This window comes from Xanthomonas sp. NCPPB 1068 (genome assembly GCF_041479385.2).
GTDB lineage: Bacteria > Pseudomonadota > Gammaproteobacteria > Xanthomonadales > Xanthomonadaceae > Xanthomonas > Xanthomonas cannabis.
Genome location: NZ_CM192986.1, coordinates 3,195,250 through 3,208,185 on the forward strand (window position 1 = coordinate 3,195,250; position 12,936 = coordinate 3,208,185).

General features: G+C 65.5%; 15 protein-coding genes. 10 read left to right on the forward strand and 5 right to left on the reverse strand.

All coding sequences use genetic code 11. The features are described 5' to 3' along the window. The first annotated feature begins 5 nt into the window (after positions 1 to 5). Positions 6 to 905, forward strand: a complete 900-nt coding sequence (locus ACCQ12_RS13550) for a DUF72 domain-containing protein (RefSeq protein ID WP_355604317.1) — start codon at positions 6 to 8, stop codon at positions 903 to 905. A 12-nt stretch (positions 906 to 917) separates the two neighbouring features. Here ACCQ12_RS13550 and ACCQ12_RS13555 read toward each other — a convergent pair whose 3' ends face one another. From ACCQ12_RS13555 to ACCQ12_RS13565, 3 genes are all read right to left on the reverse strand, one after another. Beyond that, positions 918 to 1,592: a YitT family protein gene (locus ACCQ12_RS13555; RefSeq protein WP_372383617.1), complete on the reverse strand. Its 675-nt coding sequence runs from the start codon at positions 1,590 to 1,592 to the stop codon at positions 918 to 920. Between the two features lie 299 nt (positions 1,593 to 1,891). Then, positions 1,892 to 3,022, reverse strand: a complete 1,131-nt coding sequence (locus ACCQ12_RS13560; protein ID WP_016902355.1) for a PilT/PilU family type 4a pilus ATPase — start codon at positions 3,020 to 3,022, stop codon at positions 1,892 to 1,894. 122 nt (positions 3,023 to 3,144) lie between these two features. Then, positions 3,145 to 4,182, reverse strand: a complete 1,038-nt coding sequence (locus ACCQ12_RS13565) for a type IV pilus twitching motility protein PilT (RefSeq protein ID WP_104543511.1) — start codon at positions 4,180 to 4,182, stop codon at positions 3,145 to 3,147. A 327-nt stretch (positions 4,183 to 4,509) separates the two neighbouring features. Between ACCQ12_RS13565 and ACCQ12_RS13570 the strand changes: the two genes are divergently transcribed. The 7 genes from ACCQ12_RS13570 (at position 4,510) to ACCQ12_RS13600 (ending at position 9,457) form a co-directional block, all read left to right on the forward strand. Further along, complete coding sequence (locus ACCQ12_RS13570) at positions 4,510 to 5,202, forward strand: YggS family pyridoxal phosphate-dependent enzyme (protein ID WP_355581652.1); 693 nt, start codon at positions 4,510 to 4,512, stop codon at positions 5,200 to 5,202. A 43-nt stretch (positions 5,203 to 5,245) separates the two neighbouring features. Then, positions 5,246 to 6,100 carry a pyrroline-5-carboxylate reductase gene (proC, locus tag ACCQ12_RS13575; protein WP_372381963.1) on the forward strand — a complete coding sequence of 285 codons (855 nt, stop codon included), beginning with the start codon at positions 5,246 to 5,248 and terminating at the stop codon, positions 6,098 to 6,100. A 556-nt stretch (positions 6,101 to 6,656) separates the two neighbouring features. Then, complete coding sequence (locus ACCQ12_RS13580; RefSeq protein WP_039404742.1) at positions 6,657 to 7,076, forward strand: HU family DNA-binding protein; 420 nt, start codon at positions 6,657 to 6,659, stop codon at positions 7,074 to 7,076. 150 nt (positions 7,077 to 7,226) lie between these two features. Next, positions 7,227 to 7,811, forward strand: a complete 585-nt coding sequence (locus ACCQ12_RS13585; protein WP_355604323.1) for a M23 family metallopeptidase — start codon at positions 7,227 to 7,229, stop codon at positions 7,809 to 7,811. Positions 7,812 to 7,902: 91 nt separating this feature from the next. Continuing rightward, the gene (locus tag ACCQ12_RS13590) at positions 7,903 to 8,205 is read left to right on the forward strand and encodes a DUF3861 family protein (protein WP_047693789.1); all 303 of its coding nucleotides are present in this window, start codon (positions 7,903 to 7,905) and stop codon (positions 8,203 to 8,205) included. Positions 8,206 to 8,262: 57 nt separating this feature from the next. Continuing rightward, entirely contained in the window at positions 8,263 to 8,805 is a 543-nt protein-coding gene (locus tag ACCQ12_RS13595; protein WP_047693791.1) for a hypothetical protein, read from the forward strand. 55 nt (positions 8,806 to 8,860) lie between these two features. Continuing rightward, entirely contained in the window at positions 8,861 to 9,457 is a 597-nt protein-coding gene (locus tag ACCQ12_RS13600; protein ID WP_166745298.1) for a YceB family lipoprotein, read from the forward strand. Between the two features lie 123 nt (positions 9,458 to 9,580). On the opposite strand, the gene ACCQ12_RS13605 is transcribed toward ACCQ12_RS13600, so the two are convergent. After that, positions 9,581 to 10,123 carry a type 1 glutamine amidotransferase domain-containing protein gene (locus tag ACCQ12_RS13605; protein ID WP_372381964.1) on the reverse strand — a complete coding sequence of 181 codons (543 nt, stop codon included), beginning with the start codon at positions 10,121 to 10,123 and terminating at the stop codon, positions 9,581 to 9,583. Positions 10,124 to 10,225: 102 nt separating this feature from the next. Continuing rightward, on the reverse strand, positions 10,226 to 10,693 hold the full coding sequence (locus ACCQ12_RS13610; RefSeq protein ID WP_039404726.1) for an SET domain-containing protein: 468 nt from the start codon (positions 10,691 to 10,693) through the stop codon (positions 10,226 to 10,228). 172 nt (positions 10,694 to 10,865) lie between these two features. On the opposite strand from ACCQ12_RS13610, the gene ACCQ12_RS13615 reads away from it, so the two are divergent. Further along, positions 10,866 to 11,324 (forward strand): SUF system Fe-S cluster assembly regulator, encoded by a 459-nt coding sequence (locus ACCQ12_RS13615; RefSeq protein WP_372381965.1) that lies wholly within the window; start codon positions 10,866 to 10,868, stop codon positions 11,322 to 11,324. Positions 11,325 to 11,339: 15 nt separating this feature from the next. After that, positions 11,340 to 12,797: a Fe-S cluster assembly protein SufB gene (gene sufB / locus ACCQ12_RS13620; protein WP_372381966.1), complete on the forward strand. Its 1,458-nt coding sequence runs from the start codon at positions 11,340 to 11,342 to the stop codon at positions 12,795 to 12,797. The last annotated feature ends 139 nt before the right edge of the window (positions 12,798 to 12,936 follow it).

Below are 12,936 nucleotides of genomic sequence, written 5' to 3' on the forward strand. Positions count from 1 at the left end.
GGTGCATGGCTATCCGCATCGGCATTTCCGGCTGGCGCTACCCGCGTTGGCGCGGCACCTTCTATCCCAGCGGCCTGGCGCAGCGGCGCGAGCTCGAATACGCGGCGCGCTGCTTCCCAAGCGTGGAAATCAACGGCTCGTTCTATTCGCTGCAGCGGCCGGACAGCTTCCAGGCCTGGCACGACGAGACGCCGGGCGACTTCGTGTTTTCGGTCAAGGGCCCGCGCTTCATCACCCACATGAAGCGCCTGCGCGACTGCGAGCAGGCGCTGGCCAATTTCTTTGCCTCCGGCGTGCTGCGACTGGGCTCCAAGCTGGGGCCGATCCTGTGGCAGCTGCCGCCGACATTGCGCTTCGATGCCGCGTTGCTCGATGGGTTTCTCGCCAGCCTGCCGCGCGACAGCGAGGCCGCACTGGCGTTGGCGCGCAAACGCGACAGCGCGCTGATGCACGGGCGCAGTGCGCTTGCGATCGATCGCAAGCGGCCGATCCGTCATGCGCTGGAGGTGCGCCACGCCAGTTTCTGCGATCCCGCCTGCATGCGCCTGCTACGCCGTCACAAGGTGGCGGTGGTGGTGGCCGACACCGCGGGCAAGTTCCCCTATCTGGAAGACGTGAGTGCGGACTTCGTCTACCTGCGCCTGCATGGCGATGCGCAGCTCTATGCCAGCGGCTACAGCGACAGCGCGCTGGACCGCTGGGCCGCGCGCATCGACGCCTGGGCGCATGGCAGCGAGCCGGACGATGCAGTCCGTGCAGGCCCGCGCGCGCTCAAGCGCGCCACGCGCGATGTGTATTGCTACTTCGACAACGACATGAAGGTACACGCTCCCTTCGACGCGCGCGGGCTGCTGCAACGCCTGCACCTGCCGACCGATTGCCCGGCGCGCGCGGGCGGCGTCTGACGCGTGCGCCAATCACACGCCCATGTAGCGATGCGGGCGATGGTTGAACATCAGCACCAGACTGAGCATCAAGGCGCCCAGGGCCGAATACAGCACCTTGTCCGGGGTGAGGATGGCAAATGCCACCAGCATCAACATCGCATCGAAGCTCATCTGCACCTTGCCCGCGCTCCAGCCACGCTCGCGCTGCAGGTACACGGCCAGGATGCCGATTCCGCCCAGGCTGCCGCGGTGACGGATGAAGAACAGGATGCCCAGCCCGGACAGGGCGCCGCCAACGATCGCCGAAAACGCCGTACTCATGTACGCGTAGTCGGCCCAGCGCGGCAACAGGTTGGTCAGCGCGCCGCAGGCGCCGACCGCCGCGAAGGTCTTCAAGGTGAATTCCCAGCCCATGCGACGCACGCTCAGCCAGTAGAACGGCAGGTTGACCAGCACGAACACCAGGCCGAAATTCCAGTGCAGGGCGTAGTGCAGCAGGAACGCCACACCGGCCATGCCGCCGATCATCAGCCCGCCCTTGGCAAAGATCGCCAGGCCCAGCGACGCGACAAGCGTCGCCAGCACCATGCCCTGGGCATCTTCGGCCACCGAGTGGTGATACGCCTGGTCGTCGGCGACGGTCCCGGCCGAATCCGGCGGTGGCGTCAGCGGGCCGGATGTGACCACGGCACCGTCATCGGGCAACGGTTCTTGCTCCGGACGCAGATCGGAATCGGGAAGGCTCACGGGCTTGGGCACTGCAGTGGGGTGCGTTATTAGACACTATCGGCTGGCGCGGTTACATCTGAAACCGCAGTGCCCGACGCGCGCGGCATCCAGCGTCGCCGATCGGCGCGCTTACCGTGGCCGCTGGCGTGCGCCACATCCCTCAGTCATCACGCGCGTGCCGTCGCGGCAGCACTGCACTGGCGGTGCCGGGCGCGCCCGGCGGGCCGCCACTGGCGTTCGACGTGCGTGCGCATCGGCACGCCCTCCGCCTTGCCTCAGCGAACTTCGGCGATCTCCACGCCATCCAGGCCCTGGGCCAGGGTCTTGGCATCGCCGCCCTGCGACAGCTTGATGCGCAAACGCACCTCGTTTTGCGAATCGGCGTAGCGCAAGGCGTCTTCGTAGCTGATCTCGCCGGCCTGGTAGAGCTCGAACAGGCTCTGATCGAAGGTGCGCATGCCCAGGTTGGTGGACTCCTTCATGATCTCCTTGAGCTTGTGGATCTCGCCGTCGCGGATGTAGTCCTGCACCAGCGGCGTGCCCAGCATGATCTCCATCGCCACGCGCCGGCCGCGACCATCCGGGGTCGGAATCAGCTGCTGCGCGACCACGCCCTTGAGATTGAGCGACAGATCCATCAACAGCTGGTTGCGCCGGTCTTCCGGGAAGAAGTTGATGATGCGGTCCATCGCCTGGTTGGCGTTGTTTGCGTGCAGGGTGCACAGCACCAGGTGGCCGGTTTCGGCAAAGGCCACGGCGTGATCCATGCCCTCGCGGGTACGCACCTCGCCGATCATGATCACGTCCGGCGCCTGGCGCAGGGTGTTTTTCAGCGCGTTTTCCCAGCTGTCGGTATCGATGCCCACTTCGCGCTGGGTGATGATGCAGCCCTCGTGCTTGTGCACGAATTCGATCGGGTCCTCGATGGTGATGATGTGCCCGGTGGAATTCTGGTTGCGGTAGCCGATCATCGCCGCCAGCGAGGTCGATTTACCGGTACCGGTGGCACCGACGAAGATGATGATGCCGCGCTTGGTCATCGCCAGCGTCTTGATCACCGGCGGCAGGCTCAGCTCTTCCACGGTGGGAATGCGCGTCTCGATCCGGCGCAGCACCATGCCCACCTGGTTGCGCTGGTAGAAGCAGCTCACACGGAAACGCCCGACCCCGGATACGCCGATGGCGAAGTTGCACTCGTGGGTCTTTTCGAACTCTTCGCGCTGCGACGGCGTCATCACGTTCAACACCAGGTCGCGGCTTTGTTGCGCGGTCAACGGTGTCTGCGTGATCGGGCTGATCTTGCCATGCACCTTGATCGCCGGCGGCATCCCGGAGGTGATGAACAGGTCCGACGCCTTCTGATGCGCCATCAGCTTGAGGAAGGAGGTGAAGTCGATGGTGCTCATGGCGTGCTCCTTCGGAGCCGGGAATGGGGAATCGAGAATCGGGAATTGGAGAAGCCGGGCAACGGACTCGGTGACGGGAACGCGCTTTTACGATTCCCGATTCCCGATTCCCTATTCCCGTATCACTCGAATATCCGCTTGTCCTTGGCGTACTCACGCGCCTGGTTGCGCGTGATCAGGCTGCGCTTGACCAGGTCCTGCAGATGCTGGTCCAGCGTCTGCATGCCGTACTGCTGGCCGGTCTGGATCGCCGAATACATCTGCGCCACCTTGTCCTCGCGGATCAGGTTACGGATGGCCGGGGTGCCGACCATGATTTCCCAGGCCGCCGTACGGCCGCCGCCCACCTTCTTCAGCAGCGCCTGCGAAATGACCGCGCGCAGCGACTCGGACAGCATCGAGCGCACCATCGGCTTCTCGCCGGCCGGGAAAACGTCGATGATGCGGTCGATGGTCTTGGCCGCCGAGCTGGTGTGCAGGGTGCCGAACACCAGGTGGCCGGTTTCCGCGGCGGTGAGCGCCAGGCGGATGGTCTCCAGGTCGCGCAATTCGCCCACCAGGATGATGTCCGGGTCTTCGCGCAACGCCGAGCGCAGCGCCTCGTTGAAGCCGTGCGTGTCGCGGTGCACTTCGCGCTGGTTGATCAGGCACTTCTGTGAGGTGTGCACGAATTCGATCGGGTCCTCGACAGTGAGGATGTGGCCGTATTCGTTCTTGTTGATGTAGTCGATCATGCCGGCCAGCGTGGTCGACTTGCCCGACCCGGTGGGGCCGGTGACCAGGATCAGGCCCTGCGGCTGGTCGATCAGCTGGCGGAAGATCGGCGGGCAGCCCAGGTCTTCCAGCGTCAGCACTTCGGAGGGAATGGTACGGAACACCGCACCGGCGCCGCGGTTCTGGTTGAACGCATTGACGCGGAAGCGCGCCAGCGACGGAATCTCGAACGAGAAGTCGACCTCGAGGAATTCTTCGTAATCGCGGCGCTGCTTGTCCGACATGATGTCGTAGACCAGCGCATGCACCTGCTTGTGGTCCAGCGCCGGAATATTGATGCGGCGGACATCGCCATCGACACGGATCATCGGCGGCAGCCCTGCAGACAGGTGCAGGTCCGATGCCTTGTTCTTGACAGAAAACGCCAATAGTTCAGCGATATCCATGCGCTGCTTTTCCCCTAGGCTGCGATTGGAAGGTACTCCCCGGCCGGCAGTATAGCGTTCTGGATGCCAGCGGGGAGCGCCCCGCCACCGGTTCAGGTCGGCACGGCCGCGCAGGGCTGAAGGCGTTGTCTTTCGGGCATGGGCGGTCCCGGCGCCGGCTTGCGAACGGCTTGCCCGGCCTGGCCAACCCCGCTGCCACGCACGTCGCCTCGGCTGCGGGAACAGACCTGCGCGCCGGCCTGAGCTGCACGTGCCAGGCACGCAACGCGCTGGAAGGAAGCCAGCCGCGTCGGCACACTAGCGCTCCCGTCCTTTCTGGAATGCCACGTGCCGGTTTCGTCGCTGCAGCAGATCCTCGATGCCATCCACGCCGCGGCAGCCGCGCATGCGCGCTCCGATGTCCGTCTGCTTGCGGTGTCCAAGACCAAACCTGCCGAAGCGGTGGCCGCACTGGCTGCTCAGGGGCAGCGCGCCTTCGGCGAAAACTACGTGCAGGAGGCGCAGACCAAGATTGCTGCCCTGCGCGAGCTGGGCCTGGAATGGCATCTCATCGGCCACCTGCAATCCAACAAGGCCGATGTCGCCAGTCAGTGTTTCGACTGGGTGCAGACGGTGGATCGCCCTAAGCTGATTCCGCTGCTGGCGCGCCACCGCCCGGACGATCGCGCGCCGTTGAAGGTGCTGATCCAGGTCAATATCGACGATGAGGACAGCAAATACGGCTGCGCCCCCGAGGCGATCGACGCCCTGGCCGAGGCCATTGCGCTGCAACCGCGTCTGCAGCTACGCGGGCTGATGGCAATCCCGGCGCCGTTCCCGGAGCAGGCGCGGCGTGCCGACGCGTTTGCGCGTATGCAGTCCCTGTTCGCACAGCTGCGGCAGGCGCACCGGCAGGTGGACACCTTGTCGATGGGCATGAGCGCCGACTTCGCCGAAGCGATCGCGGCCGGTGCCACCATGGTGCGCGTCGGCACGGCGCTGTTCGGTACGCGGGCGCCGCTGACCGACACCGCCGCCTGATCTGCGCAACGCCACACCTATTCTTATGACCGGAGTGACCACGATGCCCCTGCCCGTTTCGCCTGCGCCATCGTCCACCCACGCCGCGCCCATCGCGTTCATCGGCGGCGGCAACATGGCACGCAGCCTGATCGCCGGACTGATCCGGCAAGGCACACCGGCAGCCGACATCCGCGTCGCCGAGCCGGTCGCCGACCTGCGTGCCGCGCTGTCGCGTGATTTCGGCGTGGCGGTGGTCGCCGACGCAGAGGCGGCGGCCGACGGCGCAGCCACCTGGGTGCTCGCGGTCAAGCCACAGGTCATGCCGGCCGTGTGTGCGCAACTGGCCGACCTCGCGCAAGCACAGCAGCCGCTGTTGCTGTCGATCGCCGCCGGCATCACCGCCACGCAGCTGCAGCGCTGGTCCGGTGGCGATGTGGCCGTGGTGCGCGCAATGCCCAACACGCCCGCACTGCTTGGCGCCGGCGTCACCGGCCTGTACGCCACCGCGCGCGTGTCCGATGCGCAGCGTGCGCACGCGACCGGCCTGCTGGAAAGCGCCGGCGTCACCGTGTGGATCGACGACGAAGCACAGATGGATGCAGTGACGGCGGTTTCCGGCAGCGGGCCGGCCTACGTGTTTCTGCTGGCCGAAGCCATGGAGGCCGCAGCGCAGGCGCAGGGCCTGCCGGCCGACACCGCACGCACGCTGGTGCTGCAAACCCTGCTCGGCGCATCGCGCATGCTCACCGAATCGGGCGAAGCACCGGAGCTGCTCCGCCGCCGCGTGACCTCGCCCAACGGCACCACGCAAGCGGCCATCGAGACCTTCCAGGCAGGCGGTTTCGAAGCGTTGACTGCCAAAGCGATCGCGGCGGCGACCGAGCGCGGCCGCAGCTTGTCGGCTGCCAACGACTAGTCACATAACAGGCGCACGACGGCATCGACCGCTGCGATGCCGCCGCGCGATCCGCCGGTGACGCCAACGGCAGCGACTCGCCGGCCGCCACCAGGACAGCGTCGCGCCAGGCGCATCCAGCATCGACACGGCATCGATGCCGGTTGCGGGCCTTCAACGCACATGCCGTGCACCGTCCTTGCAATCGATGCCAATGGACATTGCGCAGCACGCACGCAAGGCCACTTCGCCATCGCTCGTTGCAGCGCATGCCACCCAATGCCGACCGAAGCGCAATCGATGCGTGCTTCCCATGCGCGCAAACGCGCACACCTGCCTGCGCAAACCACCTGCTGCCCTGCATCAGATGCCGCACCCACGCGTGCGCCGTGCGTGTCGAGCACTGCGTTTCTGTCGGCGTTTTGCGCCGCCGGTGAACGAATCCCCGTCGAAAGACGCTTTTTTCGTGTTGTTTCATGGTTTGCCTATTGGCGGCGCGCAGCAGTTGCCCTACATTTCGCGTTGCCGACTGGGTCGGCAGACCCAACACCACCAACGAATACGGAACGTATACCTCATGGCAAAAACCGCCGCTAAGAAGGCTGCCCCCAAGAAGGCAGTGAAAAAGGTCGCCGCCACCAAGACTGCGAAGCCGGCCAAGGCCGCTACGTCGGCCGCGCCGAAGCCGATCAAGGAAGCCCTGAGCAAGACCGGCCTGGTCGCCCACATCGCCGAATCCACCCAGCTGGCTCCGAAGGACGTGCGCGCCGTGCTGGCGTCGCTGGAAGCCGCTGCGCATTCCTCGTTGAACAAGAAGGGCGTCGGCAGCTTCACCCTGCCGGGCATGCTCAAGATCACCTCGGTCAACGTGCCGGCCAAGCCGAAGCGCAAGGGCATCAACCCCTTCACCAAGGAAGAGCAGATCTTTGCTGCCAAGGCCGCAACCCGTAAGGTCAAGGTTCGCCCCCTGAAGAAGCTGAAAGACGCCGCGCTCTGATCCAGCGCGCATCCGGTGTCATCGGGACGGCCTTCGGGCCGTCTTTTTTTTTGCGCACGTCATGACGTCAATGCAGTGCCGCACCCACCACACACCTCGCTCATCGCCGCTCCCCTACCCTGGCCGGCGTCCCTGCAAGCAGCATCTTTCGTGACCTCAGCCACTCCAAGCTCCAGCCCCGCACGCCGGCTTCGCCGCTTCTTGCTGTGGATCGCCGTGCTGTGTGTCCTGGCAGTCGCCGCACGTTGGGCGTGGCAATTGCCGATCGCAACACAACTGCGCACTACCTGGGAATTGTCGCGGATGCCACCGCCGGAGCGCCTGGCCATCCCGGTCAAGGACGTGCGTGCGCGACAGATTGCTGACACCTTTGGTGCACCGCGTGGCCGCGACCGTACGCATGCGGGCGTGGATATCTTCGCGCCACGCGGTACACCGGTGGTGGCGGCAACGCGCGGCGTGGTCAGCGCCATCCGCGACCAGGGCCTGGGCGGCAAGCAGGTCTGGCTGCTCGGCCCGGCGATGGAGCGGCACTATTACGCGCATCTAGACGATTGGGCGGCAGGCCTGGCGGTGGGCGATGTGGTCGAGCCTGGCACACAGCTGGGCATGGTCGGCACCACCGGCAATGCGCGCGGCACGCCGCCGCATCTGCACTTTGGTGTCTATGGACGCAACGGTGCGTACGATCCACTGCCGCTGCTGCGTCAAACCCCATCGCCGCCTGCCGACTGAGCGCGCTGGAACACTGCGTCATGGTCCGCACTCTCGAGCGCGCGGCGGCCTGCCCCTATGGTGGCGTCAGTCCAGGAGTGACGCGACCACCATGTCCCGAAAACGCTACCGCATTACGGTCACGCCCATCGAAAACGACGGACGCCCGTGCGACGACCGCTGCACCATCGAGTTCGAACAGCGCTCGCGGGCGGACTGGATGCGCCTGCTCGAAGAACTGCACCTGCGCCGCGACCTGAGCAGCGACGAATGCGCCGCGTTGACGGTGGGCTCGCAGCTGCTGGAGGACCTGGCCGCCCGCCCGCGCACCCAACCCAGCGACGCGCTCGACGCGTTGCGACCAAAGCTGCAGCTCCTGCTCGAACGCCTGCAACGCGTACAGCCAGGCGTCTGAGCACCTGCGCGGTGCACTGCGCAGCTACACTGCGCGTATCGGGGATGGGGACGCGCCATGCGCTGGATTGCAATCGTCATGTCAGTGGCCGCACTTGCCGGCTGCAGTTGTCAGCGCACCGCAGAGCAGGAAACCGCGGCCACTCCACCAGCCTCGCACCAGGCCGATGCCATGGAGCAGGCAGCCATCCACGCCGCGCCGGGCACTCCAGCGCCCACGCCCGCCGAAGATCCCGATGATGCGCAGGCACGCGCCGCGTTCGCCGAAGCAAGCGCCACCGTGCAACGTTACCTGGGCGCGCTGCCCGGTGCGGCACGCGCCGATGCCGATGCGCTGTGGACGGGCGGGCGCCCGGCGCCGGTGCCCGACGATGCGGTCCTGCGCGGTATGAGCGACATCCAGTCGATGCGCATCATGAACGACCCGCCGCTGCCGCTGGATCAGCAGCATCCGCCACGACAGATCGAGGTCCCCGTGCGCATCACCGTCCGCACCCGGTCCGGCACGCAACAATTGGTCGGCGCGTACCGCTTGCAACCACGTGCCGGCAGCGACCGCTGGGAAATCTACTCGGCCACGCTACAGCCGGTGCTGCGCTAACCCGTGGTTCACCGGCGCTGACTAAGGTTGTGTCACCTGTTGCCGGAGTCACTCGATGAAACTGCGTTCGCTTACCGGATCCGTGCTCGCTCTTGCCTTGGCACTTCCCGCCACCGGTGCCTGGGCGGCGCCGCAGATCCAGGGCCGTCAGATCAGCGTGCAGGCCAGCGACTTGCAGCAGTATCTCGGCGGCCGCTTTCCGCAGACGCACGACACGCTCGGCGGCCTGGTCGAAATGACGGTCAGCAATCCCGCGCTGTCACTGCCGCCCGGCGACCGGCTCAAGATGGCATTCGATCTGGCGGTTGCCACTGCAGGCGGGGCGCCGTCGCCGGTGGGTAACGTGACCCTGACCAGCGCGCTGCGCTACGACGTCGCCAAGCAAGGCTTCTATCTCGACCAGCCCAGCATCGACGATTTCCGTCCGGCCCATGCCGGCGCAAAACTCGACCACAGCACCCGTCAGCTGCTCAACACCTGGCTGGCGGACTACGCGCGCAAGGAACCGATTTACCGCATCGACCCGTCGATCGCGGCGGTGATGGGCGCCGTCCAGGTGGAATCGGTCGGCATCCAGAACGGGCGGGTCGCCGTCAACTTCAATCAGAACATCGAGCAGCTGGTGCCGGCGGCGGCACTGTCGGGCAAATAAGCCGCACGCTGCGCCGTGCAGTGCCGATCGACTCGCCATGCGCAACGCAGGCGTCCACACAAAGGCCCGACGCATCAGCGTCGGGCCTTTATATGCGTGCTGCCACCGGCAACGCGCGCGCCCTTATGCGGATAGCGCCTTGGCGACGGCGGCGCTGAACGCCGGAATGTCGTCCGGCTTGCGGCTGGTGATCAACTGCCCGTCCACCACCACTTCAGCGTCCTGCCAGCGCGCGCCGGCATTGGTCAGATCGGTCTTGACCGACGGCCAGGAGGTGACGTTGCGGTCGCGTACCAGGTCGCTCTCCAGCAACAGCCATGGACCATGGCAGATCGCGGCCACTGGCTTGTGCGCCGTGGCGAAGGCGCGAATGAAGGCAATCGCCTGCGCATCGGTGCGCAGCGTATCGGGATTGAGCACGCCGCCGGGCAGCACCAGGGCGTCGTAGCTGTTCGGCGTTGCCTGTGCGAGCGACCCGTCGACGGCGACCGAATCGCCCCAATCGGTATGGTTCCAGGCCCGAATCGTGGCGCTGTCGCCTGGCGCGATCACATCGACCTTGGCGCCCCAGGACTCCAGCAGGCGCTTGGGCTCCGTCAGCTCGGATTGTTCAAAACCATCGGTCGCCAGTACGGCCACGGTTTTGCCAGAGAGCGAATACGACATGGGTGGGCTCCTCTTCAAAGAAGCCCGCACCCTAGGCAGCGCGCCGTTGCGCACCTGTGAACCGATGTATGCGGCGCGTCAGCGCGCGGCGTTCGCCTACGGTCAGCGCTTGGGCTGCAGCATCGTGCCGGTGCAGTTCTTGGAGCCGCAGCGGCATTCCCAGATCTTCTTCAGACGCGGGGTGTGGCGCTCGCTCAAGGTGATGCCGTAGTTGTAGGTGAGTTCCTCGCCGGCCTTGATGGCGCGCTTGGCCTCGATGAAAATCTTGTCCTTGCGACGGTCGTCGCCTTCGGCTTCCTCGATCACCGCTTCGCAATTGGGATTGCAGCTGTGGTTGATCCAGCGTGCGACGTTGCCTTCGTAGTTGGCGTCCAGCACGTAATCGTCGCTGAGCGTGAACAGGAAGGTGTGGCCGCTTTCCACATCGCCGGTATCGTCTGCATCCACTTCGGCATGCGTGCGCAGGCGTCCCTTGTATTGAATGATGCGCTCGCCCTTGCGGAGCGGGGCGAGGGCGAACATGCCATTGCCGTGGATACGTGACTTGCGGGCGGCAACTTTGCGCGACATGTAAGGGTCCGGTGAGGGGGCCGCTCATTGTGACCGCAGCGCGCCCATGCGCCAAGCACAAGCGCACCCACTGCCGCAACGCCGGGTGCTTGCCGGGGGCTGAACCGGGCAGTTGGCCCTGCCCGCGCCAAAAGAGTACAATTTCGGTCCGCTTTAAGGTGCTTCGTCTTTCATGTTGCGCGTCACCAAACTCACCGATTACGCCACTGTCGTGCTGACCGTGCTTGCCGCCCGGTGTGGCGAGGTCCTCAGCGCCAGCGAGCTGGCCGAACAGTCGGGCCTGGAAGCGCCGACCGTGAGCAAGATCCTCAAGCCGTTGTCGCAGGCCGGTCTGGTCGAAGGCCTGCGAGGCGTGCATGGCGGTTACCGACTGGCGCGCGCGGCCAGCCAGATCACCCTGGTGGAAATCGTCGAGGCCATGGAAGGTCCGTTGGCGATTACCGAATGCAGCCAGGACCATAGCCAGTGCGGCATCGCGCAGACCTGCGGGGTGCGCTCCAACTGGCGCCTGATCAACGACGTGGTCGGCGACGCCTTGCGTCGGGTCACGCTCGCGCAGATGTTGCAGCCCCTTTCTCTCCCTGGCGACAGCCGTCGGCGTTCCATCGCCGCACGCGTCGCGACCACCTGACCTGTAGGCAGCCCGATGGCCACCGAACTAGCTCCCCCGCAGAATGCACAGATCCTCGAACGGCTGGGCCGACGTTACGACGCCGGCTTCATCACCGCGATCGAGTCCGATTCGCTCCCGCCCGGCCTGGACGAAGACACCATCATTGCGCTGTCGGCCAAGAAGGACGAGCCGCAATGGATGACCGACTGGCGGCTGGGGGCGTACCGCCACTGGCTGAAGATGCCGATGCCGGAGTGGGCGAAGTTGAACATCGCGCCGATCGATTTCCAGGCATTGAGCTATTACTCCGCGCCCAAGGGCCCGAAGTACGCGTCGCTGGACGAGGTGCCCAAGGAACTGCTCGACACCTACGACAAGCTCGGGGTACCGCTGCACGAGCGTGCCAAGCTGGCCGGCGTTGCAGTGGACGCAGTGTTCGATTCGGTCTCGGTCGGCACCACGTTCCGCAAGGAGCTGGCCGAAAAGGGCGTGATCTTCTGCTCGATGTCCGAGGCCATCAAGGAACATCCGGAGATCGTCCGGCAGTATCTGGGCAGCGTGGTGCCGGTGGGCGACAACTACTTCGCCGCGCTGAACTCGGCCGTGTTTTCCGATGGCAGCTTTGTGTTCATTCCCAAGGGCGTGCGTTGCCCGATGGAGCTGAGCACCTATTTCCGTATCAATGCCGGCCACACCGGCCAATTCGAGCGCACCTTGATCGTGTGCGAAGACAAGGCCTACGTGTCGTACCTGGAAGGCTGCACCGCGCCGATGCGCGATGAAAACCAGCTGCATGCGGCCGTGGTGGAGCTGGTGACGCTGGAAGATGCCGAGATCAAGTATTCGACGGTGCAGAACTGGTATCCGGGTGACGAGAATGGCGTTGGCGGCATCTACAACTTCGTGACCAAGCGTGCCGAATGCCGTGGCGCGCGCAGCAAGGTGACCTGGACCCAGGTCGAAACCGGCTCGGCGATCACCTGGAAGTACCCGTCGTGCGTGCTGCTTGGCGACGATTCGGTGGGCGAGTTCCATTCGGTCGCGCTGACGCACCACCGTCAGCAGGCCGATACCGGCACCAAGATGATCCACATCGGCAAGCGCACCAAGAGCAAGATTGTCAGCAAGGGCATCAGCGCCGGGCGCGGGCAAAACACCTATCGCGGCCTGGTCAAGGTGGACCGCAACGCCGATGGCGCACGCAACTACACCCAGTGCGATTCGCTATTGATCGGCAAGCAATGCGGCGCGCACACCTTCCCCTATATCGAGGTGAAGAACCCGGGCGCCACGGTCGAGCACGAGGCCACCACGTCCAAGATCAGCGACGACCAGCTGTTCTATTGCCGTGCGCGCGGCATCAGCCAGGAAGACGCGGTGTCGTTGATCGTCGACGGCTTCTGCAAGCAGGTGTTCCGCGAGCTGCCGATGGAGTTCGCGGTGGAAGCCAAGAAGCTGCTGGAAGTCTCCCTGGAAGGCAGCGTCGGCTGACACTTATTTCCTTCTCCCTCCGGGAGAAGGTGGCGCGCAGCGCCGGATGAGGGGCGCCAAGAAGATCCTCGAAAGATTGACCATGACAAACGCGTCGCCACGCGCCAGCCAGGGTGAATTGTCGAAGAGCTTCGGACGC